General features: G+C 74.2%; 16 protein-coding genes. 6 read left to right on the forward strand and 10 right to left on the reverse strand.

The annotated features are described in order from the left end of the window. Positions 1 to 283: 283 nt before the first annotated feature. Entirely contained in the window at positions 284 to 865 is a 582-nt protein-coding gene (locus ACGFZL_RS29600; protein WP_355169496.1) for a M48 family metallopeptidase, read from the reverse strand. A gap of 229 nt (positions 866 to 1094) precedes the next feature. Here ACGFZL_RS29600 and ACGFZL_RS29605 point away from each other — a divergent pair, with 229 nt between their 5' ends. Together ACGFZL_RS29605 and ACGFZL_RS29610 are read left to right on the forward strand one after the other, a co-directional pair. Beyond that, positions 1095 to 2309, forward strand: coding sequence for a TOMM precursor leader peptide-binding protein (locus tag ACGFZL_RS29605; protein WP_393696327.1), 1215 nt, complete (start codon positions 1095 to 1097; stop codon positions 2307 to 2309). Continuing rightward, on the forward strand, positions 2302 to 3687 hold the full coding sequence (locus ACGFZL_RS29610; RefSeq protein WP_393696329.1) for an ABC1 kinase family protein: 1386 nt from the start codon (positions 2302 to 2304) through the stop codon (positions 3685 to 3687). Before ACGFZL_RS29605 ends, ACGFZL_RS29610 begins: the two co-directional genes overlap by 8 nt. Before the next feature lie 95 nt (positions 3688 to 3782). On the opposite strand, the gene ACGFZL_RS29615 is transcribed toward ACGFZL_RS29610, so the two are convergent. The 4 genes from ACGFZL_RS29615 to ACGFZL_RS29630 form a co-directional block, all read right to left on the reverse strand. Continuing rightward, a complete protein-coding gene (locus ACGFZL_RS29615; RefSeq protein ID WP_393696331.1) occupies positions 3783 to 4106 on the reverse strand; it encodes a hypothetical protein in 324 nt (107 codons plus the stop codon). Then, positions 4103 to 4471, reverse strand: coding sequence for a WhiB family transcriptional regulator (locus ACGFZL_RS29620; protein ID WP_393696333.1), 369 nt, complete (start codon positions 4469 to 4471; stop codon positions 4103 to 4105). The genes ACGFZL_RS29615 and ACGFZL_RS29620 overlap by 4 nt, the downstream gene beginning before the upstream one ends. A 173-nt stretch (positions 4472 to 4644) precedes the next feature. Then, positions 4645 to 4977, reverse strand: a complete 333-nt coding sequence (locus tag ACGFZL_RS29625) for a hypothetical protein (RefSeq protein ID WP_355169486.1) — start codon at positions 4975 to 4977, stop codon at positions 4645 to 4647. A gap of 162 nt (positions 4978 to 5139) precedes the next feature. Beyond that, the gene (locus tag ACGFZL_RS29630; RefSeq protein WP_393696335.1) at positions 5140 to 7347 is read right to left on the reverse strand and encodes an ATP-dependent DNA helicase UvrD2; all 2208 of its coding nucleotides are present in this window, start codon (positions 7345 to 7347) and stop codon (positions 5140 to 5142) included. A 178-nt stretch (positions 7348 to 7525) separates the two neighbouring features. Between ACGFZL_RS29630 and ACGFZL_RS29635 the strand changes: the two genes are divergently transcribed. Then, positions 7526 to 7768: a mycoredoxin gene (locus ACGFZL_RS29635; RefSeq protein ID WP_393696337.1), complete on the forward strand. Its 243-nt coding sequence runs from the start codon at positions 7526 to 7528 to the stop codon at positions 7766 to 7768. Positions 7769 to 7842: 74 nt separating this feature from the next. Here the strand turns inward: ACGFZL_RS29635 and nudC are convergent, their stop codons facing one another. From nudC to ACGFZL_RS29660, 5 genes are all read right to left on the reverse strand, one after another. Further along, positions 7843 to 8787, reverse strand: coding sequence for an NAD(+) diphosphatase (gene nudC / locus ACGFZL_RS29640; RefSeq protein WP_393696339.1), 945 nt, complete (start codon positions 8785 to 8787; stop codon positions 7843 to 7845). 109 nt (positions 8788 to 8896) lie between these two features. Further along, positions 8897 to 10300 (reverse strand): dipeptidase, encoded by a 1404-nt coding sequence (locus tag ACGFZL_RS29645; RefSeq protein ID WP_393696341.1) that lies wholly within the window; start codon positions 10298 to 10300, stop codon positions 8897 to 8899. 10 nt (positions 10301 to 10310) lie between these two features. Further along, on the reverse strand, positions 10311 to 13805 hold the full coding sequence (locus ACGFZL_RS29650) for a UvrD-helicase domain-containing protein (protein ID WP_393696343.1): 3495 nt from the start codon (positions 13803 to 13805) through the stop codon (positions 10311 to 10313). A 134-nt stretch (positions 13806 to 13939) separates the two neighbouring features. After that, positions 13940 to 17458: an ATP-dependent helicase gene (locus ACGFZL_RS29655; protein ID WP_393696345.1), complete on the reverse strand. Its 3519-nt coding sequence runs from the start codon at positions 17456 to 17458 to the stop codon at positions 13940 to 13942. A 323-nt stretch (positions 17459 to 17781) separates the two neighbouring features. Continuing rightward, positions 17782 to 18144, reverse strand: coding sequence for an MGMT family protein (locus tag ACGFZL_RS29660; protein ID WP_355169472.1), 363 nt, complete (start codon positions 18142 to 18144; stop codon positions 17782 to 17784). 203 nt (positions 18145 to 18347) lie between these two features. Here ACGFZL_RS29660 and ACGFZL_RS29665 point away from each other — a divergent pair, with 203 nt between their 5' ends. The 3 genes from ACGFZL_RS29665 to ACGFZL_RS29675 all read left to right on the forward strand — a co-directional run bounded on the left by ACGFZL_RS29665 (position 18348) and on the right by ACGFZL_RS29675 (position 24553). Further along, on the forward strand, positions 18348 to 21188 hold the full coding sequence (locus tag ACGFZL_RS29665; RefSeq protein ID WP_393696347.1) for a YbhN family protein: 2841 nt from the start codon (positions 18348 to 18350) through the stop codon (positions 21186 to 21188). 85 nt (positions 21189 to 21273) lie between these two features. Further along, the gene (locus tag ACGFZL_RS29670; protein ID WP_393696349.1) at positions 21274 to 22824 is read left to right on the forward strand and encodes an alpha/beta hydrolase; all 1551 of its coding nucleotides are present in this window, start codon (positions 21274 to 21276) and stop codon (positions 22822 to 22824) included. Between the two features lie 145 nt (positions 22825 to 22969). Further along, positions 22970 to 24553, forward strand: coding sequence for an alpha/beta hydrolase (locus ACGFZL_RS29675; RefSeq protein ID WP_393696351.1), 1584 nt, complete (start codon positions 22970 to 22972; stop codon positions 24551 to 24553). Positions 24554 to 24589 lie beyond the last annotated feature (36 nt).

The following is a 24589-nucleotide window of genomic DNA, read 5'->3' on the forward strand; positions in this document are numbered from 1 at the left end:
CTCCGTGCGGTGCAGTCCTAGACAGCTCCACCACACCGGAGGTCTTCGCCATGATCAAGCACCCACGCGTGTCAACAACGCTCGTGATCAATACAGCTAGGGCCTGTCGTTTGGATCAGGTCGGCAAAACAGGTGCCGCGCCTTCTGGCCGGCCCGAGCGGGGTCTGGTGCGTGCAGCTGCAAGGCGGAGGAGGGAGTCGACGCGGAGTGTCGGCGAGTGACGACAACGCGGCAGATGTGCGTGCCAGACCCCGCGACGCCGGCATGATCCAAACGACAGGCCCTACGCGTCGCGCGCGCCGGGCGGGTGCGGGAGCCGGTCGGCGGCGACCACGCCCTCGAGGTAGCCCCGGGCCCGCTCGGTGCGCGGATACGCCTCCAGGAGCCGCCAGAAACCGGGGCCGTGGCCGGGGACGAGCAGATGCGCCAGCTCGTGCAGCAGGACGTAGTCCACGACGTACTCGGGCATGCCCTGGAGCCGGTGCGAGAGGCGGATGCTGCCCTCGGAGGGGGTGCACGAGCCCCAGCGCGTGTTCTGGTTGGTGACCCAGCGCACCGACGCCGGCCGGGCCCGCCCGTCGAAGTACTGCGCCGACAGCCGCCGCGCGCGCTCCGCCAGCTCGCCGTCGCCGAGCACCCGCTTGCGGTCCTGGGCGGCCAGCTTGTCCAGCATGACGCCGACCCAGCGCCGCTCCTCCGCCTCGGACATCCGGGCGGGGATGAGGACGACGGTGCGGTCGCCCTCCCGGTACGCGGAGACCGTCCGGCGCCGACGGTCGCTCCGGCGCACCTCGATGCCGCCGGGCGGCGGACTGGTCGTTTCGCGCCGGGGTGCTCCGGCGCGGTTCAGCGGGTCGGCGGACACGCCCCGACGTTACCCGCTGCGCACGGGGAAGTCCCGGCTCCGGGCGGGTTCGGTGCCGTTCCGCCGCCCGGCCGGCGTCGGCCCCGGCCGGGCCGGTACGACAAGCATCCACCGCCTGTGGACAACTTTCGACGCCCTCTCGGCGGACCGGGCATGCTGGCGGTCGCACCTCGCGGAACGTGCCGGAATGCACGTCCCGCCACGATTCGACACGTACGGGGGATCTGTGATGCATCCGATGGTGAAGCCCGCGCTGCGGCGCGGCTGGCGCGACCTGAACACGGTGCAGTTCGGGATGACCCCGGCGCACGCCCGGACCCTGCGCCCGGTGGACTCGGCGACGGGCAGCTTCCTGGAGCTGCTCAACGGCACCCGCGGCCCGACGCTGCTGCGCAAGGAGGGGCGCCGCCACGACCTGCCGGACGGGCATGTCGACCGGTTCGTGGCGCGGCTGGCGCGGGCGGGGCTGCTGGACGACTCCCGGGGCGGCGGACCGGCCGGCGCGGTGCTGCGGACGAAGAAGGAGGTCCTGGACCGGCTGCGGCCCGACCTGGCCTCGCTGTCCGTGACCACCTCGGCGCCGGGTGAGGCGATCGGCCGCCTCGCGGCCCGGCGCGCCCTGCGGGTGCGGGTGATGGGCGCCGGCCGGGTCGGCGCGGTGCTTGCCTCCGTGCTGTCGGGCGCCGGGGTGGGCGAGGTCGCGGTGCTCGACGGCGGCTGCGTCGAGCCGTGGGACGTCGCGCCCGGCGGGCAGCCGGCCGAGGCCGTCGGCGACCGCCGGGACCGGTCGGCCCGGCGCGCCGTGTCCCGGGCCGCTCCCGACCGGCCGCCGCGCCGCACCGCCGGGACGCCGCCCGTCGACGAGGGCGCGGGCCTGCACCTGGTGATCCTCGCCCCGCGCGACGACGTCGCGGCGCACGCGCCCGACCCCGCCCTGACCGCCTCCTTGACGGCCTCAGGAACGCCCCACCTCCATGCCGGTGTCGCGGAGGGGACCGGCATCGTCGGCCCCCTCGTCCTGCCGGGCGAGACGGGGTGCGCGGGCTGCCTGCACGCCACGCGCACCGACGAGGACCCGGCCTGGCCGCGGCTGGTCGCGCAGTGGCGCTCCGGCGCACGGGGTGAGGTGCCGCCCTGCGATCTCACGCTGTCCACCGCCGTCGCGGGGCTGGCGGCGGCCCACGCACTGGCCTTCCTGGACGGCCGGACGCCCTCCAGCGCCGGTGCCAGATGGGAGGTCTCGCTGCCCGGCCTTGCCTGGCGGAGCCGGCCGGTCGAGGCGCATCCGGCCTGTCCCTGCGGGGCCGCCGCGAAAGGTGGGCAGGAACACACCCCCGGAGAGGGCTCGCGGCGCGCGACAATGGCTGAGCAGTGGCCGTCAGCAGAAGTACGCCGTGAGGCAGGAGCGGCGCGGCCGGCACGGACTTGGAGGGCGCATGTCTGATCTTCCCCGGAAGGCGGTCACCCGGACCGCCAAGCTCGCCGCGCTCCCGCTCGGCTTCGCCGGGCGGGCGACCTGGGGACTGGGCAAGCGGATCGTCGGCGAGTCCGCGGAGCTGGTCGGCCAGCAGTTGCAGCAGCGCACCGCGGAGCAGCTGTTCAAGGTGCTCGGCGAGCTGAAGGGGGGCGCGATGAAGTTCGGGCAGGCGATGTCCGTCTTCGAGTCCGCCCTGCCCGAGGAGGTCGCGGGTCCCTACCGTGCGGCGCTGACCAAGCTCCAGGAGGCCGCGCCGCCCATGCCGACGCGGACGGTGCACTCCGTGCTGGCCAAGGGGCTGGGCGAGGAGTGGCGCGAGCTGTTCCTGGAGTTCGAGGACAAGCCGGCCGCGGCGGCCTCCATCGGCCAGGTGCACCGGGCGGTGTGGCAGGACGGCCGCGAGGTGGCCGTCAAGGTCCAGTACCCCGGCGCCGGCGAGGCCCTGCTGTCGGACCTCAACCAGCTCAGCCGTTTCGCCCGCCTGCTCGGGCCGCTCGTACCCGGCATGGACATCAAGCCGCTGATCACCGAGCTGAAGGACCGGGTCGCCGAGGAGCTGGACTACGAGCTGGAGGCGCGGGCCCAGCGGGCGCACGCCGAGGAGTTCGCGGGCGACGCCGACATCGTGGTGCCGGACGTCGTCCACCAGAGCGACCAGGTGCTGATCACCGAGTGGATCGACGGGGTCCCGCTGTCGGAGGTGATCGCGGACGGCACACCGGAGCAGCGCGACCGGGCCGGCCAGCTCCTCGCCCACTTCCTCTTCTCCGGCCCGGCCCGCACCGGCCTGCTGCACGCCGACCCCCACCCGGGCAACTTCCGGCTGCTGCCCGGCGGACCGGAGGGGGAGGACGACTGGCGCCTGGGCGTCCTGGACTTCGGCACCGTCGACCGGCTCCCGGGCGGCCTGCCGGAACCCATCGGCGAGGCGCTGCGGATGACCCTGGACGGCGAGGCCGAGGCCGTCTACGAGATGCTCCGCACGGAGGGCTTCGTCAGGGAGTCGATAGAGCTGGACCCGGACGCCGTCCTGGACTACCTGCTGCCGATCATCGAGCCGGCCCGCGCCGAGGAGTTCACCTTCACCCGGAGCTGGATGCGCGGCCAGGCGGCGCGGATCGGCGACCCCCGCTCCCCGGCGTACCAGCTGGCCAAGCAGTTGAACCTGCCGCCCGCCTATCTCCTCATCCACCGGGTGACGCTGAGCACCATCGGCGTGCTGTGCCAGCTGGGCGCGACGGTCCGGCTGCGCGACGAGCTGGAGGCGTGGCTGGCCGGGTTCGTGCCGGAGGACCTTGAGGAGGGCGAGGAGGGCGTGGAGGACGCGGAGGACGCGGGGGCCTGATCCGCCGGGCCCGAGGCCCGGACATGCCGCGGGGGCCGATCCGTTCTGCGGACCGGCCCCCGCGAGGGTGGTGCGGTGTGCTGCTGGTGTGCTGCCTACTGCATGACGGCCATGGCCAGCGCGCGCCGAGCGCGCAGCGAGGCACGTTCGGCACGGCGCTGCATCCGGCGGGCGGCCGCCAGGCGCAGCGCCCGGCGTTCCCGCTCGGCCTCGCGCAGTCGGTCGTGCATATGCGCACGGGCCAGGGCTTCGGGGATGAGTTGCATTTCGCGCGTCCTGTTCTGACGCGAGTCCCTCGCGTCGACGGTGGTGAAGTCTTCAGGCGTGATGCCTGCGAAGTCGTGGGTGGATGTCTTCATCGGGGCCTGCTTCTCGGGGTCGTGCGTGTGGGGGCGGTCGATCGTTCCTGCGATGTTCATGCCGTGACCGGGTTCTTGCGCGGACGGCCACGGGGCCGCTTCCGGGCGACGACGACACCCTGGACGAACAGCTCGCCGCCCCAGACGCCCCAGGGCTCGCGCCGCTCCTTGGCGCCGGCGAGGCAGGCATCGATCAGCGGGCAGGTGCGGCAGAGGGACTTGGCGTACTCGACGTCCGCCGGGGACTCCGCGAAGAAGACCTCCGGGTCGTAGGAACGGCAGGGGACGGGTACGCCGAGGTTCTCGATGGCGTCGTCGAGCGCGGTGAGCGCGGTCAGCGGGGTCAAGGCGGGGTCCTTTGTGGAGCAGGGCTCGGGGATCGTGGCGGAAGGCGGTACGGACGGGGCGTGCGCTTCGAGTTGCACGGTGGGTCTTCCTCGTCTGGTCGTTCCGGCCGGTCGGCCGGGTGGCTGCTTGGTACCGGGTTCTCTTCTTGTCCCGAGGCCCCTTCGCTGCGTCGTCCCTGTTCAGGGACAACAAAAGGGCCGCGGATCCCGGATGGGGTTCCGCGGCCCTGAAGGCGCCGGCCTGATCGAGATCAGGCTGGATCACTCCAGGGTTCTGGCCCACGGAAGGCCCACATCTGGTGGTGGTGCGTCGTCAGCTTCCGGATTCCGGCACCGGTCGCGGTCGCCGTAAAGGCATAGGCCTTGGCCTGTGCCGTTACCGCTGCTTCCAGTGCCTTGGTCGGTCGCTCATTGCGCTCGCGGACGGGAAGGCCCACGGGAGCGAGGGAGGACGCCGGACGCGCGGCACGGATGCCGGACAGACCGGTGCCCTGGGAGGAGACGCCGAGCATGCACGCGGAGACGGCCGAGCGATCGGTCATTTTCACGACGGAGCTGATGGAGCTGCTGTTGATGCTGATCACTGGACTCGCCTCCTCTCGGCGTCTATGGGGCTGGCAGAACCAGCCCGCGGATATGCAAGTAGAGCATGGTTTCGGGGCCTCCGGGAAGGCCGCCGTCCCCGTGACCAAGAACCTATGGGGATTCGCGGGGCGTGCGCAAACTATTTTCTAGATGACTTCCCATCAATCTCCCGCGTCCCCCGCACCGACCTCCTGACCTGCGCAGATGGCCAGGACATCGGCTCCGTAGCGGTGGAGCTTGCGTGCGCCGACCCCGGGGATCCGGGCCAGCTCCCGCTCGTCCTCGGGGACGGACTCGGCGATCGCCATCAGGGTCTTGTCGGTGAAGACGCAGAAGGCCGGCTGCCCGCTGCGTTCGGCCTGCACCGCCCGCCACTCGCGCAGCCGCTCGTAGACCCCCTCGTCCATGTCGGAAGGACAGTCCTCGCAGCGCATCAGCTTCAGTTCACCGCCGTCGGTGAGGGTGCGCCCGCAGACCCGGCAGCGGGCGGGGGTGCGCTGGGCCCGCCGGACCGTCGGCGCCGGGATCTCGCCACCGCCGCCGAAGCCGCGCTCCACGCCCCCCGAGCCGCCCGCGGAGGACGGCGCGCCGGTGGCGGCGGCCGAGCCGGGGCGCAGCCCCTTGAGGAACCGGCTGGGACGGCGGTTCGGCCGGCCGCCGGGCGAACGGGCCAGCGACCAGGAGAGGTGCAGCCGCTCCCGCGCCCGCGTGACCCCGACGTACAGGAGCCGGCGCTCCTCCTCGATCTGCTCGTCGGTCTTTGCGTAGGTGATCGGCATCATGCCCTCGGCGACCCCGACCAGGAAGACGACGTCCCACTCCAGGCCCTTGGCCGAGTGCAGCGAGGCGAGGGTGACGCCCTGCACGGTCGGGGCGTGCTGGGCGCCCGCCCGCTCGTCCAGCTCCGCGACGAGGTCGCCCAGCGTGGCACCGGCCGAGGCGGCGGCGAAGTCCTGCGCGAGGGAGACCAGGGCGGCCAACGACTCCCAGCGCTCCCGCGCCGCCCCGGACCCGGCCGGGGGCTGCGGGGACCACCCTTCGCCGGACAGCACGGCACGCACCTGGGAGGGCAGGTCGACGGCGTCGTCCAGCGCCGTGTCGTTGCCGCCGAAGCGCGCCGCGGCCCGCAGGGAGCTGTGCGCCTTGCGCACCTCGGGCCGGTCGAAGAAGCGCTCCGCGCCGCGCAGCTGGTAAGGGACGCCGGCGTCGGCGAGGGCCTGCTCGTAGGTCTCGGACTGGGCGTTCACCCGGAACAGGACGGCGATCTCGGCCGCCGCGACCCCCGCGTCGATCAGCTCCCGCACCCGGCGGGCGGCGCCCTCCGCCTCGGCGGGTTCGTCGGTGTACTCGGTGTAGACCGGCTCGGGGCCGGTGGGACGCTGGGAGACCAGCTCCAGGCGATGGTCGGCGGCCCGGCCCCGGGCCTGCGCGAGCAGCCCGTTGGCCAGGTGCACGACCTGCGGGGTGGAACGGTAGTCGCGGACCAGCTTCACCACGGTGGCGCCGGGGTGGCGGCCGCGGAAGTCGATCAGGTGGTCCGGCGTTGCTCCCGTGAACGAGTAGATCGTCTGGCTGGCGTCGCCGACCACGCACAGGTCGTCGCGGTCGCCGAGCCACAGCTCGAGGAGCCGCTGCTGGAGGGGGCTGACGTCCTGGTACTCGTCGACCACGAAGTGCTGGTACTGGGCGCGGACCTGCTCGGCGACGTCCCGGCGGTCCTGGAGGACGGCCACGGTCAGCAGCAGCACGTCCTCGAAGTCGATGACGCCGCGTCCGCGCTTGAGGTCCTCGTAGGCGGCGTAGAGCTGGGCGATCTCGGCCGGGTCGCGGGGTGTCTCGCGGCCGGCCTTCGCCGCGGCGGGCGCGTAGTCCGCGGGGACGGTCTGCGTGACCTTGGCCCACTCGATCTCGGCGGTGGTGTCCCGCAGCTCGCCCCGGTCCAGGCGGATGCGGCAGGCGGCCGCCGCGTCGGCGACCAGCTGGACCTTGCGGTCGACCAGCCGGGGCAGCGAACCGCCGATCGCCCGCGGCCAGAAGTACTGGAGCTGGCGCAGCGCCGCCGAGTGGAAGGTGCGGGCCTGGACGCCGACGGCCCCGAGCTGGCGCAGTCGGCCGCGCATCTCCCCGGCGGCGCGGTTGGTGAAGGTGACGGCCAGCACGCTGGAGGGCTGGAGGATCCCGGCGCGCACCCCGTAGGCGATGCGGTGGGTGATCGCCCGGGTCTTGCCCGTACCGGCACCGGCCAGCACGCACACCGGGCCGCGCAGGGCGGTGGCCACCTCGCGCTGCTCGGGGTCGAGCCCGTCGAGCACCGCGTCGGCCGTGTCCGGTACCCGCGGGAAGAGGGTGGAGTGCGTTGCTGCTGTCACCCCGCCATGCTGCCAGGTCGGGCGGGACGGGTGCGCCGGTTGTCCACAGCCGGGCACCGATGGTCGTACTGGTACGACGAACCTCACACCGTCCGGCACCTCGGGGAATGGCCGCGCCCTCCCGGACGTTCCCACCCTGCGACCTCATCCGCCGAGCCGCCTAAGGAGCGCGAGAGACATGCCGGGCACTGTGACGATGTACAGCACCACGTGGTGCGGCTACTGCCATCGGCTGAAGAGCCAGATGGACCGCGAGGGCATCGCGTACAACGAGATCAACATCGAGCACGACCCGGACTCCGCGGCCTTCGTGGAGAAGGCGAACGGCGGCAACCAGACGGTGCCCACCGTGCTCTTCCCTGACGGCTCGACGCTCACCAACCCGTCGCTTGCGCAGGTCAAGCAGAAGATCGGCGCGTAGCGGAGGCTGCGGACGCGCGCGGGCCGGTCCTTCCCTGAGGGGAGGGACCGGCCTTTGTCACGTGCGGGCGCGGCTCAGGCGAAGCCGCGGGTGGGCAGGGGCTTGCCGTACCAGAGCTCGATCAGGCGGGCCGCGATCGAGATGCCGTAGGGCGGGAGCACCTCGCCGGAGTCGAAGGCGGCGCTCAGGTCGTCGCGGGAGAACCAGCGGGCCTCGTGGATCTCGTCGCCGTCGACCTCGATCCCGGTGGAGACGGCGCGGGCCAGGAAGCCCAGCATGAGGCTGGACGGGAAGGGCCAGGGCTGGCTGGCGACGTACTCGACGGGGCCGACGGCGATGCCGACCTCCTCCTTGACCTCGCGGCGCACCGCCTGCTCGATGGACTCGCCGGGCTCGACGAAACCGGCCAGCGTGGAGAAGCGGCCCTCGGGCCAGTGCACCTGGCGGCCGAGCAGGATGCGGTCCTCCTCGTCGGTGACCGCCATGATCACCGCGGGGTCGGTCCGCGGGTAGTGCTCGGCGCCGCAGGCGGCGCAGCGGCGGATGTGGCCGGCCGCCGCGATGACGGTGCGCTCGCCGCAGCGCGAGCAGAAGCGGTGCAGGCGCTGCCAGTTCTCGAGGGCGACGGCGTGCGCCATCAGGCCGGCGTCGCGGGGTGACAGGAGCAGGCCGGCCTCGCGCAGCCCGGCCGGGCGCGCGGACTGGTCCATGCGGCCCGGCAGGGCGTCCTTCTGGAGGGCGAAGTAGCTGACGCCGTCCTCGTCGGTGCCGAGGAAGTAGCGGTGCGCCTCGGTGAGCGGGGCCTCGAAGGAGGGGGTCATGACGAGTTCGGTGCGCCCGTCGGACGTCTCGTCGATGAGGACCTGTCCGCCGGACACCACGAAGCAGCGCGTCGAGGGGTGGCTCCAGGCCGCCGCGAGCCAGGCCTCGTCGAGCCGGTGGTGGGCGGCGCGGTCGATGCCGCTGGGGGCGGTCAGCGAGATGGGACGGTCGGCGGTGTGGTCGGTCCAGGTGGTCACGGGTGCTTCCAACTCCCCCGGTGAGCGGTTTTCGGTTCGGCGAGCGGTCGAGGAGGGGCCGTGCGCGGGGCGCGGGGCGTGCGCGAGGCGGCGGGGTGCGGGCTGTCGGTCAGGGGGCGTGGCGCCAGTGCTCCGCCAGGTCGGCCCACAGGTGCGCCGAGGTCTCGACGCCCTTGAGGAGCAGGTCGAGTTCCACCTTCTCGTCCGGGGCGTGCCAGCCGTCGGACGGGACGGAGATGCCGAGGAACAGCACGGGGGCGCCGAGCACCTCCTGGAGGTCGGCGGCGGGGCCCGAGCCGCCCTCGCGGGTGAAGCGGACCGGCGCGTCGAAGGCGCGGCCCATGGCGCGTACGAGGGACTGCAGGGCCGGGTGGTCCAGCGGGGTGAGGCAGGGGCGGGTGGCGGCGCCGAAGGTGATCTCGGCGCGGATGCCGGCCGGGATCTGCTCGGCCGCCCAGTCGCGGAACGCCTTCTCGATGTGGTCGGGGTCCTGGCCCGCGACCAGCCGGAAGGAGAGCTTCACCAGGGCGGACGCCGGGACGATCGTCTTGCTGCCGGCTCCCTGGTAGCCGCCGCCGATGCCGTTGACCTCGGCGGTGGGACGTGCCCAGACACGCTCCAGGGTGGTGAATCCGGCCTCGCCGTGGGCGGCGTGCGACTTGGCGGTGCTCAGCCACCGCTGCTCGTCGAAGGGCAGCTCGGCGAAGAGGGCGCGTTCGCGGTCGGTGAGGCCGACGACGCCGTCGTAGAAGCCGGGGATCGCCACGCGTGCGTGCTCGTCGTGCAGGGCGGCGACCAGGCGGGCGACGGCGGTGGCCGGGTTGGGGACGGCGCCGCCGAAGGAGCCGGAGTGGATGTCCTGGTCGGGTCCGTACAGCCGGACCTCGCACTCGGCCAGGCCGCGCATGCCGGTGCACACCGTGGGGGTGTCCTCGGACCACATGCCGGTGTCGGAGACGATCACCGCGTCGGCAGCCAGCCGCTCGGCGCGCTGCTCGGCGAGGGCGCGGAAGTGCGGGGAGCCGGACTCCTCCTCGCCCTCGATGAGCAGCTTCAGGGTGACCGCGGGGGTGGTGCGCCCGGTGGCGGCGAGGTGGGCGCGGACGCCGAGGGTGTGGAAGAAGACCTGGCCCTTGTCGTCGGCGGCCCCGCGCGCGTAGAGGCGGTTTCCGCGGACGACGGGCTCGAAGGGGTCGCTGTGCCAGCCGTCCTCGCGGGCGGCGGGCTGGACGTCGTGGTGGCCGTAGACGAGGACCGTGGGCGCCCCGGGGTCGTCGGAAGGCCACTCGGCGAAGACGGCGGGGGCGCCCGGGGTGGGCCAGACCTCGACGGTCGGGAAGCCGGTCCGGCTGAGCGCGTCGGCGAGCCAGTCGGCGCTGCGGCGTACGTCGGTCGCGTGCTCGGGCTGCGCCGAGACGGACGGGATGCGCAGCCAGGCGACGAGGTCGTCGAGGAAGGCGGCGCGGTGCTGCTCGATGTACGTACGGACGGCGCTGTCCGGGGTCTCGCTCATGTTCACGAGCCTAACGGCCCGGGCGGACACCCTGGTCGTGCGGTTCGTCACCAGCAGCGTCCGCACCGACCGGGTTCGCTCTGTCCGGGTCCCCTTCGTCCGGGTCCCCGAGGAGGAGCCGTTCCAGGGCGGCGCGGTCGGGAAGTCCGGCGGGCCGCACCACCTCGCCGCTGCGCACGTACACGAAGGCGGCCGTCACCGACTCCGGAGGCACGCCCTGCTGCTCGGCCCAGGCCAGCCGGTACACCGCGAGCTGGAGCGGGTCGGCGGTGCCGGCGCGCTGCGTCTTCCAGTCGACGATCTCGTATGTGGCCCGCTCGCCCTCGCCCTGCCGGTAGACGGCGTCGATGCGGCCTCGGACGACCCGGCCGCCCAGGGCGAGCTGGAAGGGCGCCTCGACGCGGTAGGGGGTGCGCTGGGCGTACTCGGTGCGCTCGAAGGCCGCCTTGAGGTGCTCCAGGTCGCGCTCGTCGGCGATCTCGGCCTCGGCGCCGGGCAGCTCCTCCGGTTCCAGCAGGGGCAGCCGCAACGCCTCGAAGCGGGCCTCGACCCAGGCGTGGAAGCGGGTGCCGCGCCGGGCGGCGGGGCGGGGCGGGCGAGGCATCGGGCGGGCCAGCTCCTGGGCGAGGCCGTCGGGGTCGGCGGCCAGGGTCAGCAGTTGCGTGGCGGTCAGGGACGCGGGCAGGGGCACCTCGGTCACACTCGCGCGGGCGCGCGTCAGCTCCCCGGCGAGGGCTTCGAGGTCGCGGTCCCAGGAGGCGACGGTGCGGGTCTCCTCCGGCGTGAGCTCCGGCTCCCTCGGGCGGGCGGGCCGCGACGGCGGGAGGGCCTGGTGCGGGACGGTGGCTTCGGCCGGGCGGTCGGTGGTCCAGGCGTCCCAGTCCGCCGGGTCCTCCGCCTCGGGGGCCTCGGAGGTCTCGGAGGTCTCGGGGTCCTCTGCGTCGTCGTCCTCGGGGGGCGGTGGCCAGTCCGGGTCGTTCGGGGTCTGCTGGACGGCGCGGTCGGACGGTGCCTCCAGGTGGGCGAGGACGGTCTGGGCGGCGGCCCGGCGGCGGGTCAAGGCCGCATCGTCCAGCGGCAGGGGCCAGGCCCGGTCGGCGGCGGCCTGGTGCAGCGCGGGGTTCTCGGCGTCCTCGGCGGGCTCGTCCGCCCACGCCTCGATCTCGCCCCAGCCGGCGGCGCAGTGCTCGTAGAGGGCGGTGAGGAAGCCGGACGGTCCGCGGCGGCGCTTCTGGGTGGGGCCCCACCAGTGGCCCGAGCCGAGGAGGAGGGAGCGGGGGCGGGTGAAGGTGACGTAGCCGAGGCGCAGCTCCTCGGTGTGCTGGTGCTCCTTCATGTCCTGCTGGAACGCCTTGAGGCCCCGCGAGTCCCAGGCGGTGACGTCGGGCAGGGTGTCGGCGTCGCCGCGCAGGCCGTGCGGGAGCACCTTGCCCTGGGCGGTCCACTTCTCGCGGCCCCGGTCGCTCGGGAAGGCGCCGGTGACCAGGCCGGGGACGGCGACGACGTCCCACTCCAGGCCCTTGGAGCGGTGTGCGGTGAGCACCTTGACGGTGTTCTCGCCGCCCGGAAGGGCGTTGTCGAGCCCCTTCTCGTACTGCGCGGCGGTGCGCAGGAAGCCCAGGAAGGCGAGGAGGGTGGCCTCGCCGTCGCCGGCGGCGAAGGACGCGGCGACGTCCAGGAAGTTCGACAGCGTCTCGCGGCGGCGGGCGGCCAGCGCGTGCGGGGACGCCGACAGCTCGACCTCCAGGCCGGTGACCGCGAGGACGCGGTGCAGGACGTCCATCAGCGGGTCGGGGAGGGCCCGGCGCAGGTCGCGCAGCTCGGCGGCCAGCCGCGCGAAGCGCACGCGCGCGTCCGGCGAGAAGGGCAGCCCGTCGTCGTCCCCGGTGCCGTCCATCGGCGTCTCCAGGAAGGTGTCCAGGGCGTCCGCGAGGGAGACGACCTCCGACGGGTCGGTCCCCTCGACGGCCTCGGCGAGCCGCCGGTCGGGGTCGTCGTCGCCCGCCACGCGTGCGTGGGCCACGAGAAGCCGGGCGCGGCGGCCGAGGAGGGCAAGGTCGCGCGGGCCGATCCGCCAGCGCGGGCCGCTGAGCAGGCGGACCAGGGAGGCGTTGGCGCCGGGGTCCTGGAGGACCTCGCAGACGGCGACCAGGTCGGCCACCTCGGGCAGGTGCAGCAGGCCGGAGAGGCCGACCACCTCCACGGGGACGTCGCGGGCGACCAGCGCGCCCTGGATCTCGGCGAAGTCGCCGGCCGTGCGGCACAGGACGGCGATCTCGCCTGGCGCGGTCCCGGTGCGCACCAGGTGGGCGACCGAGTCGGCGAGCCAGGCCAGCTCCTCGGCGTGGGTGGGCAGCAGGGCGCAGCGGACCATGCCGTCGCGCTCGGCGCCGGGTGCTGGGCGCAGGGCCTCCACGCCCGCGTGCATGGCGCGCAGCGGCTCGGCCAGGCCGTTGGCGAGGTCGAGGAGGCGGCCGCCGCTGCGGCGGTTCTCGCTGAGGGCCTGGCGGCCGGCGGGCCGGCCGTCGGGGTGGGCGAAGTGCTCGGGGAAGTCGTCCAGGTTGGCGACGGAGGCGCCGCGCCAGCCGTAGATCGCCTGGCAGGGGTCGCCGACGGCGGTCACCGGGTGCCCGGTGCCGCCGCCGAAGAGGCCCGCGAGGAGGACGCGCTGGGCGACCGAGGTGTCCTGGTACTCGTCGAGGAGGACGATCCGGAACTCCTCGCGCAGCAGGCGCCCCACCTCGGGGAGCCCGGCCAGGTGGGCGGAGAGCGCGATCTGGTCGCCGAAGTCGAGCAGGTCGCGGTCGCGCTTGGCGGCCCGGTAGCGGATCACCAGCTCCGCGAGGTCGCGGCGTGCGGCGGCGGCCTCGGGGACCTTGCGCAGGTCGGCGTTGCCGAGACGGGTGCCTTCCAGGGTGCGCAGGAGGCCGGCGTCCCAGGTGCGCAGGTCCTCCGGGCGGACCAGGTGCTCGGAGAGTTCGGCGTCGAGGGTGAGGAGGTCGGCGACCAGGTCGGGGAAGGAGCGGGTGAGCGCGGGGTAGGGGCCGGGGGCCTCGCGCAGCACGCGCGCGGCGAGCTGGTAGCGGGTGGCGTCGGCCAGCAGCCGGGAGGACGGTTCGAGGCCGAGGCGCAGGCCGTGGTCGGTCAGCAGACGGCCGGCGAAGGCGTGGTACGTGGAGATCACCGGCTCGCCCGGCGGGTCGTCGGGGTCGATGAGGTCCGGGTCGGTGACGCCGGCCCGGACCAGGGCCTTGCGGACGCGCTCGGCCAGCTCGCCGGCCGCCTTGTTGGTGAAGGTCAGGCCGAGCACCTGCTCGGGGGCGACCTGCCCGGTGCCGACCAGCCACACCACCCGGGCCGCCATCACCGTCGTCTTGCCCGATCCGGCGCCGGCCACGATGACCTGCGGGGCGGGCGGCGCCACGATGCAGGCCGTCTGCTCCGGGGTGAACGGGATGCCGAGGAGCTCCTTGAGCTGCTCGGGGTCGGTGATGCGAGCGGGCATGTCGGAGAGGCTAGCGGCGGCCACTGACAGCGGTGGCAGGATCATCCCCGGGGGCGGGAGAGGCGCAGGTCAGCCCGGGTGGTGCCGTCGGTCACACCCGCCTCGCGCGCGGCCTCGCACAGGTCGGGCCCGGGTCACTCCACGACGTGCCGGCCCTCGGGCCGGGCGCTGCACGAGGCCCGGAAGGCGCAGTGGGCGCAGTGCTGGCCTGCGGTCGGTCCGAACCGTTCGTCCAGCACCTTGCCGGCGGCCGTGGCCAGCAGGTCGCCGACCCACTCCCCCGCCGGGCCGTCCTCCCCCGCCGTGCCGTCGTGGGCCTCCTGCGCCTGCACCTTGGGCAGCGCCTCGCCGCCCTCCCGCTGAGGAGCGCCCTGCCGCAGCTGGACCAGTTCGGCACCGCCCGGCCGCGGTCGTACGCCGTCGAAGGCGTCGTCGACGGCGCCCGCGCGGACGGCGAGCTGGTAGACGGCGAGCTGGGGGTGGCGGTCCACCTCGGCGGCGGTGGGGGCCGCCTTGCCGGTCTTGAAGTCCACGACGTACGCGCGGCCGGTGCCGTCGGCCTCGACGCGGTCCATCTGGCCGCGGATGCGCACCTGGTGGTCGCCCGCCTCCAGGGTCACGTCGAAGTCGTGCTCGCTGGCGACCGGCGTGCGTCCGGCCCGGTCCATGACGTGCCACCTGAGGAAGCGTTCGAGGGCCACGCGCGCGTTGGCCTGCTCCTGGGCCGACTTCCACGGGGCGTCGAAGGCGAGCGCGTTCCACACCGAGTCCAGGCGCTCCATGAGGACGTCGAGGTCGGCCGGGGTGCGTCCGGAGGCGACCTCGTCGGCCAGGACGTGCACCACGTTGCCGAAGCCCTGGGCGGCGGTGGCGGGCGCGTCGGCCTTCACCTCGCGGCCGAGGAACCACTGCAGGGCGCAGGTGTTGGCCAGCTGGTCGAGGGCGCTGCCGGACAGCGTGACGGGCTGGTCGCGGTCGCGCAGCGGCACCTTGCTCTCGGTCGGGTCCCACATGCCCCACCAGCGGTACGGGTGCGCGGACGGCACCAGGGGGCGGTCGTCCTCGTCGGTCAGCGCGGCGAGGCGGGCCAGGCGCCGGGCGGCGGCCTCCCTCAGGGCGTCCGAGACGCGCGGGTCGACGGTGGTGGCGCGCAGCTCTGCGACGAGCGCGGCGACGGCCAGCGGACGGCGGGGGCGGCCGGTGACGTCGACGGGCTCGACGCCGAGTTCGGTCAGGAACCGGGAGGGCTGGTCCCCGTCGTCGGCCGGGGCGCGTACGGCGGTCACGACGAGGCGTTCGCGCGCGCGGGTGGCCGCGACGTAGAACAGGCGGCGCTCCTCGGCGAGCAGCGCGCCGGGGGTGAGGGGCTCGGCCAGTCCGTCGCGGCCGATCCGGTCGGCCTCCAGGAGGGAGCCGCGGCGGCGCAGGTCGGGCCACAGCCCCTCCTGGACGCCCGCGACGACGACCAGGCGCCACTGGAGGCCCTTGGCGCGGTGCGCGGTCATCAGGCGGACGGCGTCCGGGCGGACGGCGCGCCGGGTGAGGGTGTCGGCGGCGATGTCCTCGGCGTCGATCTCCTCGAGGAAGTTGAGCGCGCCCCGGCCTCCGGTGCGCTCCTCCGCGCGCGCGGCCGTGGCGAAGAGCGCGCACACGGCGTCCAGGTCGCGGTCGGCGTTGCGGCCTGCGGCGCCGCCGCGCCGGGCGGACCGCTCCAGGCGGTTCGGCCACGGTGTGCCCTCCCACAGGTCCCACAGCGCTTCCTCGGCGCTGCCGCCGCCCGCGAGGCGCTCCCGGGCCTTGCGGAGCAGCGCGCCGAGCCGCTGGGCACCGCGCGCGTAGGCGGGGTCGTGCACCGCGAGGCGCTCCGGCTCCGCCAAGGCGCGTGCGAGCAGCTCGTCCGACGGCGGGGGCAGCGGGTTGCCGGCGGCGCGCTCCTCCTCGCGCAGGGCCCGCCCGAGGCGCCGCAGGTCGGCGGCGTCCATGCCGGCGAGGGGGGAGGTGAGCAGGGTGAGGGCGGTCTCGGTGTCGAGCCAGCAGGGCGTGCGGGTGGGTGCGGGGTTCGGCTCGGCCGGGGCTGCGGACTCCGCTGCCGCCTCGGCGGGGGGCTCCTCCTGCGTGCCGGGCTCGTCCTGTGTGCCGGGCTCGTCCTGTGTGCCGGAGTCCTCCTGTGTGCCGCCCCGCTCCTGTGTGCCGGCCCCCTCCGATCCGCCGGGCCCCTCCAAGCCATCCGCCCCGCTCCGCCCCCCGTCCGGCGGCTCCGTCGCCGCCGTCGCCACCGCCCGCAGCGCCGTCAGCAGGGGCGCCACCGCCGGTTCGTGGCGCAGGGGGAGGTCGTCGCCGTCGACGTCGAGCGGGACGCCGGCCGAGGTGAGGGCGCGGCGCACCGCCGGGACGGTGCGCGAGCCGGCGCGCACCAGGACGGCCATCTCGCCCCACGGCACGCCGTCCTCCAGGTGGGCCCGGCGCAGGATGTCGGCGATGTTGTCCAGCTCGGTTCCGGACGTCGGGTACGTGTACACCTCGACGCGTCCCCCGTCCCGTACGGCGGCGAGTTCGCGGTGGGCGCGGGCCGTGCCGGCGGGCAGGCGGGTCAGCGGCATGCGCTGGGTCAGCAGCCGGGTGGCGGCCAGCAGGGCGGCGCCGGAGCGGCGCGAGGTCCGCAGCACCTCGACCGGAGCGGGGCGCCCGTCCGCGCGCGGGAAGGCATGCGGGAAGTCGAGGATGCCGTTGACGTCGGCGCCCCGGAAGGCGTAGATCGACTGGTCGGGGTCGCCGAAGGCCAGGAGGGTGCGCCCGCCGCCCGCCAGGGCGCGCAGCAGCCGTACCTGGGAGGGATCGGTGTCCTGGTACTCGTCGACGTACACGGCGTCGTACCGCGCGGCCAGGTGCGCGGCGACCTCGGGGCGGCGGGCCAGGAGCACCGCGCGGTGGACGAGTTCCGCGTAGTCGAGCACCCCCTGGAGGTCGAGCACGTCGAGGTACTCGGCGAGGAAGGCCGCGGCGGCCCGCCAGTCGGGGCGGCCGATGCGCTGGGCGAACGCCTCCAGGGCCTCGGGCCCGAGGCCCAGCTCGCGGCTGCGCGCGAGGACCGCGCGGACCTCGTCGGCGAAGCCCCGGGTGGTCAGGCAGGCGCGCAGTTCGTCGGGCCAGCGCACGTGCGCGAGGCCGAGCCGCTCCAGGTCCGCCTGCCCCGCGAGGAGCCCGCGCACGGTCACGTCCTGCTCGGGCCCGGAGAGCAGCCGCAGCGGTTCCACGAACAGCTCGCTGTCCTGGTGGGCGCGGACCAGGGCGTAGCCGAAGGAGTGGAAGGTCGTCGCGCGGGGGGCGCGGGCCGCGCCCATGCGCAGGGCCATCCGGTCGCGCAGCTCGACGGCGGCCTTGCGGCTGAAGGTGAGCACCAGGATCCGCTCGGGGTCGCCGCCCCGGGCGACGCGGTCGGCCACCGACTCGACGAGCGTGGTCGTCTTGCCGGTGCCCGGCCCCGCGAGGACGAGCAGCGGGCCGGTGCGGTGGTCGATCACGGCCTGCTGCGCGGCGTCCGGGCGAGGGGGATCCATGGGCGCCGGCGGGGTACGCACCAGTCGGTAAGCGCCACGGCTCCCCCGCCGCGCCTGGGGGTGCGGCGGGCGTCCGGTGGAAGAGGAGGAGCTCACGTGGTTCGCCGGTCCTGGTGGGTGTACGGGTGGGCCGTCCGCGCTGCGGGGACGACGGGGGCCGTGGGATGAGCGGGACGCGCGCGGCCGACGCTACGCCGAGAGGCGCGACGGAAGCGGTGCTTCCCCTTGTTCCCTCGGTCCTCTCGGGGCGCATCGGCCCCGCGGGTCACTCAGGGAACGGATGTCCCCCGCCTCACGAACGTACGCCATGCGGCGCCGGTGCCCGGCAGGTCCCGTTTCCCTCGAAAGGGTCATTGGTCACACCGCAGCCCGCACGGGGACGGAAGCCGCCACCGCGGCCCGCACGGGGACGGAAGCCGTCACCCGTGATCCCGCTGATCCCGCGCGCGGTCGTCGCCGTCCCACCGGGCCCGTCTCAGGTCGAGGCGCGGCAGGTGCCCCTCCGCGGCCCGGCCGGCCTCCTTCAGAGGCGTGCCCTCCTCGCGGTACCGGTCGAGCGCCGCCAGCTCGTGGCCGGCCAGCAGGACGCCGTCGGCGCGCACGACGCGCCACCAGGGCACACCGCCCCCGTAGTGGGCCATCACCCGCCCGACCTGCCGGGGGCCTCCCTCGCCCAGCCACTCGGCGACGTCCCCGTACGTCATCACCCGGCCCGGCGGGATGCCGTCCGCGACGTCGAGGACCCGCTCGGCGTACTCGTCCGGAAGGCTCTGCTCGCTCATCCGCCCCATCCTGCCCCACCCCACCGACAACGCCAGGGGCCCCGGCGACGCGAGCGGCTCGCGGCGGGGCGCCCGTGTCGCCCGGAAACCGCGCCTGGGGCAGACTGTGCCGCCCGCGAGTACACCCTGATGCCCCCGAAGGCGGACAAGGCATGCCACCATCATGCGGGCGGTGACCAGTGATACGAGAGCAAGAAGAGGCGATGGAGCAGCAGGGTGTGCACCCCGAGGACCCCGAGGGCACCTCTGACGCCTCCTCGCGCCCGGAGGCCCCCGTGCCGAAGGACGACCGCACCGCAGAGGACGACCGCCCCGTAGAGGACGCCAAGTCGGCGACGGCCGCCGACCCCGACGACGTCGCGCACATCGACGAGGTGGAGGGCGACGAACCGCTCCTCCCCGCGCGCGTGCACCGCCCGTCCGACCTGATGCGCCTCCTGGTGGGCGTGCTGGCCATCGCCGTCCTCCTCGCCGTCGCGGCCTTCGCGCACGGCACCACCTCCGGCCTCGAACAGGACATCAACAAGGGCACCGGGCAGGCGCCCGACCTGCTCATCAAGATCGCCGGACTGGCCTCCAGCATCGCCATCCTCCTGGTGCCGGTCGCCTTCGCGATCGAGCGGCTGATCAAACGCGACGGGCTGCGCATCGCCGACGGCGTGCTCGCGGCGGTCCTGGCGCACGGCGTGACGCTGGCCACCGACCTGTGGGTCGCCAAGGGCGCGCCCGGCTCCATCCAGGAGGCGCTCACCCAGCCCTCGCCGGGCGACATCCACGCCCTCACCGACCCCGTGCACGGCTATCTGGCGCCCGTCATCGCCTATATGACGGCGGTCGGCATGTCCCGCAGACCCCGCTGGCGTGCGGTGCTGTGGATCGTGCTGCTCCTGGACGCCTTCTCGATGCTCGTCACCGGCTACACCACCCCCTTCTCGATCATCCTGACGGTGCTGATCGGCTGGACGGTCGCCTACGGGACGCTGTACGCGGTCGGCTCCCCCAACGTCCGGCCCACCGGCCGGACGCTGATGGCGGGCCTGCGGACCGTCGGCTTCCGCCCGGTGACCGCCGCCCGCGAGGAGGTGCCGGCGGACTCCGTGGAGAACGGCGACCGGGGCCGGCGCTACTTCGTCACCCTGGAGGACGGCCGCCCGCTGGACGTGACGGTGGTGGACCGGGAGCAGCAGGCGCAGGGCTTCTTCTACCGCGCGTGGCGCAATCTGACCCTGCGCGGCTTCGCCAACCGCCGCAGCCTGCCGTCCCTGCGCCAGGCCCTGGAGCAGGAGGCCCTGCTCGCCTACGCCGCCATCGCGGCCGGCGCCAACGCGCCCAAGCTGATCGCGACCTCGGAGCTGGGCCCCGACGCCGTCATGCTGGTCTACGAGCACACCGGCGGTCGCACCCTGGACTCGCTGCCGGACGAGGACATCACCGACGTCCTGCTGCGGGGCACCTGGGAGCAGGTGCGGGCCCTGCAGTCCCGCCGGATCGCGCACCGCAGGCTGGTGGGGGACGCGATCCTGGTGGATCGTTCCGGCACGGTGATCCTCACCTACCTGCGCAACGGCGAGATCGCGGCCAGTGACCTGCTGCTTCGTATGGACGTCTCGCAGCTCCTGGTGACCCTGGGCCTGCGGGTCGGCGCGGAGCGCGCGGTCGCCTCGGCGGTGGAGGTGCTCGGTCCCGACGCCGTCGCGGACTGCCTGCCGATGCTCCAGCCCATCGCGCTGAGCCGCTCCACGCGCGCGACGCTGCGCCGGCTCGCCCGGGAGCGCGCCCAGCGCGAGCGGGAGGCGGTGCTGGAGTCCTCCCGGCTGGCCAAGGCGGCCCGCGCCGAGGCGGCTGAGAGCGGTGCCGAAGGCGGCGCCGAGACCGCGGCCGGGCACGCCCAGAGCGCCGCGGCGGCCGACGGCCTCACCAGGACCGGCAGGGACGAGAAGGCCGGCAAGGCGGGCAAGCCCGACAAGAAGGCCGTGCGTGCCGAGCAGCGGGCCGAGAAGCGCGCCATCGACGAGGCGGTGGAGGAGGCCCGCGAGGAGGACCTGCTCACGCTCATCCGGCACGCGGTGCTGCGCATCAGACCCCAGGCGCCGGTCGAGCCGGCCCGCCTGGAGCGGGTGCGTCCGCGCACGCTGATCAGCTTCATCGCGGGTGCGATCGGCGCCTACTTCCTGTTGACGCAGCTCACCCACATCGAGTTCGGCCCGCTGATCGCACACGCCGAGTGGGGCTGGGTGATCGCGGCGGCCCTGTTCTCGGCGGCGAGCTATGTCGCGGCGGCTATGGCGCTGCTGGGGTTCGTGCCCGAACGGGTGCCTTTCGTGCGGACGGTCGCCGCGCAGGTCGCCGGGTCCTTCGTCAAGATCGTGGCCCCGGCGGCGGTCGGCGGCGTCGCCCTGAACACCCGGTTCCTCCAGCGTGCGGGCGTGCGGCCGGGCCTGGCGGTGGCGAGTGTGGGCGCCTCGCAGCTGTTCGGGCTCGGCTGCCACATCCTGATGCTGCTGTCCTTCGGCTATCTCACCGGCACCGAGAAGACGCCGTCGCTGTCGCCGTCGAGGACGGTCATCGCGGGTCTGCTGACGGTGGCGGTGCTGGTGCTGGTGGTGACCTCGGTGCCGTTCCTGCGCAAATTCGTCGTCACGCGCGTGCGGTCGCTCTTCGCCGGTGTGGTGCCGCGCATGCTGGACGTCCTCCAGCGCCCGCAGAAGCTCATCACGGGCATCGGCGGCATGCTCCTGCTCACCGCCTGCTTCGTGATGTGCCTGGACGCCTCGATCCGTGCCTTCGGCGACGAGTCGACGTCGCTGAGCCTGGCGAGCGTCGCCGTCGTCTTCCTCGCGGGCAACGCGCTGGGGTCCGCGGCCCCGACGCCGGGCGGCGTGGGCGCGGTGGAGGCCACGCTGACGGTCGGTCTGATCGCCGTCGGTCTCCCCAAGGAGGTGGCCGCCCCCGCCGTGCTGCTGTTCCGGCTGCTCACGCTGTGGCTGCCGGTGCTGCCGGGCTGGCTGGCGTTCAACCAGCTGACGCGCAAGGGCGCGCTGTGACGCCGGCCCGCTCACCGCGCGCGTGCCGTCCCTCGTACGGCCCCGGCCCCGAGCGCCCGGCCCGTGGCAGCCGCACGATGGACGCATGCCGAATCCCGCCCGGCTGCGTGCCGCCGCCCTCACCGCCACCGCACTCCTGACCTCCGCCGCCCTCACCGGCTGCGGCGGCGATGACTCCTCCGGCGGCGGGGACGTGACGGACCAGAAGCTCAGCTGGAAGGACTGCCCGGCACCCTCCCAGGCCGAGGGCGGCGGCTCGACCCCCTCCCCGCTGCCCGGCGGCGCCACCTGGCAGTGCGCCACCATGAAGACCCCGCTCGACTGGGACGACCCCAAGGGCGACACCATCAAGCTGGCGCTGATCCGGGCCAAGGCCAGCGGCCCCGCCGACCGGCGGATCGGCTCGCTGGTCTTCAACTTCGGCGGCCCGGGCGGCTCGGGCGTCACCACGCTGCCCGCCTTCGGCCAGGACTACGGCACCCTGCGCACGCGCTACGACCTGGTCAGCTTCGACCCGCGCGGCGTCGGCCGCAGCGACCCCGTCGAGTGCCTGGACGACAAGCAGCTCGACACCTACTTCCAGCAGGACTCCACACCCGACGACGCGGCCGAGCGCGGCAAGCTGCTGGCCAACACCCGGAAGTTCAACGCGGCCTGCGACAAGAACTCCGGCAGCACGCTGCCGCACGTGGCCACCACCGACGCGGCCCGCGACATGGACCTGATGCGCCAGGTCCTCGGCGACGACCGGCTGTACTACTTCGGCATCTCCTACGGCACCGAACTCGGCGGCGTCTACGCCCACCTGTTCCCGAAGAAGGTGGGCCGGGCCGTCTTCGACGCGGTCGTCGACCCGACGCAGGACGCGGAGCAGAGTTCGCTCGGGCAGGCCCGCGGCTTCCAGCTCGCGCTCGACAACTTCGCCAAGGACTGCACCTCGAAGACGGAGGACTGTCCGATCGGCGACAGCCCCGAAGACGTCAAGGACCGCATCACCAGGCTGCTGAAGAACCTCGACCGCAAGCCGATCCCGGGCGTCTTCCCCCGCGACCTCACCCAGACCGCCGCGACCAGCGGCATCGCCCAGGCGCTGTACTCCAAGGACTTCTGGGAGTACCTCACCGAGGGCCTGGAGCAGGCCTACGACGGCGACGGACGGGTGCTCATGGTCCTGTCGGACTCGCTGAACGGACGCAGCGAGAACGGGCAGTACAGCAACATCACCGCGGCGAACGTCGCCATCAACTGCGCCGACGACAAGGCGCGGTACGACGAGCGGTACGTGCAGGACAGGCTGCCGGAGTTCCGCAAGGCCTCCGCCGTCTTCGGCGACTACCTCGCCTGGTCCATGGTCAGCTGCACCGACTGGGCGGTGCCCGGCGCCGCCGACCACCCCGACGTCAGCGCACCGGGCGCGCCGCCGGTCCTGGTGATCGGCAACACCGGCGACCCGGCGACGCCGTACGAGGGCGCGGGCCGGATGGTGGACGCGCTGGGCAAGGACGTCGGCGTCGAGCTGACGTACCGGGGACAGGGGCACGGGGCCTACGACAGCAAGGACAAGTGCGTGCAGAACGCGGTGCACGCCTACCTGCTCGACGGCAGGCCGCCGGTCGCCGAGACCGTCTGCCCCTGACCTTCCCACCTTGCTTCCCACCCCCACATAACCCCTGGTCAAAGCGTTATCCACAGGCCGTCACGGGCTGCGCCGCCCCGGCCTACCATGGCGGGCACAACCCTTCGCCGCACGGTGCGGAGGGCTCGCGAGGGGGGACACGGACATGGCGCGACTCCTGCGGTGGACGGCTCTGGCAGCCGCGGCCGCGATGCTGGCGGCGGGCTGCGGCGGCTCGTCGGGCGGCGACGACAAGGACCGGGACAAGAGCGACAAGAGCGACCGGAGCGGGGGCAGCAGCGGCACTCCGACGGGCAGTGCGGCGCCGACCCGGGCGGCGGGACCCGCCCTCCCCGCGTCGCTCACCTCGCAGAAGCTCGACTGGGGCCGCTGCGAGGCCGGCGCCGACTCGCCCGCGCCGGGCGGCGACTGGCGGTGCGCCACACTCAAGGCGCCGCTGGACTGGACGAAGCCGGACGGCGAGACCATCGGTCTCGCGCTGATCCGCTCCAAGGCCCGCGGCGACGACCGCATCGGCTCCCTGCTCTTCAACTTCGGCGGCCCCGGCGGCTCGGGCGTCTCCGCCCTGCCGAACTTCGCGGGCACCGTCTCGGCCCTGGCCGAGCGGTACGACCTGGTGAGCTGGGACCCGCGGGGCGTCGCCGCCAGCGAGGGCGTCCGCTGCCGGGGCGACAAGGCGATACAGAAGGCCGAGTCGGTGGACGCCACACCGGACACACCGGCCGAGGAACGGGCGTATCTCGCCGACGCCGCCGACCTGGCCAGGGGGTGCCAGAAGGCCGCCGGAAAGCTGCTGGCACACGTCTCGACCACGGACACCGCCCGGGACATGGACCTGATGCGCCAGGTGCTGGGCGACGAGAAGACGCACTACTTCGGCATGTCCTACGGCACCGAGCTCGGCGGCGTGTACGCCCATCTGTTCCCCGAGCGGGTGGGCAGGGTGGTCCTCGACGCGGTCGTGGACCCGGCGGCGGACACGCTCGGCCACGCGGAGAACCAGGCCAGAGGCTTCCAGCGCGCACTGGACGACTACCTCGAGTCCACCGGTCAGGACCCGCGGCAGGGCTCGCGCAGGATCTCCGAACTCCTGGACCGCCTGGACGCGAAGCCGCTGCCCACCTCGAGCCCCGGGCGGAGTCTCACGCAGTCCCTGGCCCTCACCGGCATCGTGCTGCCGCTCTACAGCGAGGACGGCTGGCCGGCGCTGACCAGCGCGCTGAAGGCGGCCGAGGAGGGCGACGGCTCGGAGCTGCTCGCGCTGGCCGACGGGTACAACGAGCGGGACGACGAGGGGCACTACGGCACATCGGCCCACTCCCAGCGGGTCATATCGTGCCTGGACGACCGGCAGCGGCCGACCGTGGAGGAGACGCGCAGGCGGCTGCCGCGGTTCGAGAAGATCTCGCCCGTCTTCGGTCCCTTCCTGGGCTGGGACACCGCCGGCTGGTGCCACGACTGGCCGGTGGCCGGACAGCACGACACCCCGGAGGTGAGCGCGCCGGGCGCCGCGCCGGTCCTGGTCGTGGGCAACACCGGCGACCCGGCCACGCCCTATGAGGGGGCCCGCAGGATGGCCGACGAGCTGGGCAAGGGGGTCGGTGTGGTGCTGACCTGGAAGGGCGAGGGACACGGGGCGTACGGGAGCGGGAGCGACTGCGTCGACTCCGCGGTGGACGCCTACCTGCTCAAGGGCGCCGTGCCGAAGGACGGCAAGGTCTGCTCATGACGACGGCGGGGGCCTCGGGCACCTGTGGCGCGCGAG

This window comes from Streptomyces sp. NPDC048182 (assembly GCF_043202555.1).
Taxonomy (GTDB): Bacteria; Actinomycetota; Actinomycetes; order Streptomycetales; family Streptomycetaceae; genus Streptomyces.

Bases quoted from the DNA above. Each gene is read 5' to 3' on its own strand.
- ACGFZL_RS29605 (WP_393696327.1), top strand. From the start codon at position 1,095: ATGCATCCGATGGTGAAGCCCGCGCTGCGGCGCGGCTGGCGCGACCTG.
- ACGFZL_RS29610 (WP_393696329.1), top strand. From the start codon at position 2,302: ATGTCTGATCTTCCCCGGAAGGCGGTCACCCGGACCGCCAAGCTCGCC.
- ACGFZL_RS29615 (WP_393696331.1), bottom strand. From the start codon at position 4,106: ATGAACATCGCAGGAACGATCGACCGCCCCCACACGCACGACCCCGAG.
- ACGFZL_RS29635 (WP_393696337.1), top strand. From the start codon at position 7,526: ATGCCGGGCACTGTGACGATGTACAGCACCACGTGGTGCGGCTACTGC.
- ACGFZL_RS29645 (WP_393696341.1), bottom strand. From the start codon at position 10,300: ATGAGCGAGACCCCGGACAGCGCCGTCCGTACGTACATCGAGCAGCAC.
- ACGFZL_RS29650 (WP_393696343.1), bottom strand. From the start codon at position 13,805: ATGCCCGCTCGCATCACCGACCCCGAGCAGCTCAAGGAGCTCCTCGGC.
- ACGFZL_RS29660 (WP_355169472.1), bottom strand. From the start codon at position 18,144: ATGAGCGAGCAGAGCCTTCCGGACGAGTACGCCGAGCGGGTCCTCGAC.
- ACGFZL_RS29665 (WP_393696347.1), top strand. From the start codon at position 18,348: ATGGAGCAGCAGGGTGTGCACCCCGAGGACCCCGAGGGCACCTCTGAC.
- ACGFZL_RS29670 (WP_393696349.1), top strand. From the start codon at position 21,274: ATGCCGAATCCCGCCCGGCTGCGTGCCGCCGCCCTCACCGCCACCGCA.
- ACGFZL_RS29675 (WP_393696351.1), top strand. From the start codon at position 22,970: ATGGCGCGACTCCTGCGGTGGACGGCTCTGGCAGCCGCGGCCGCGATG.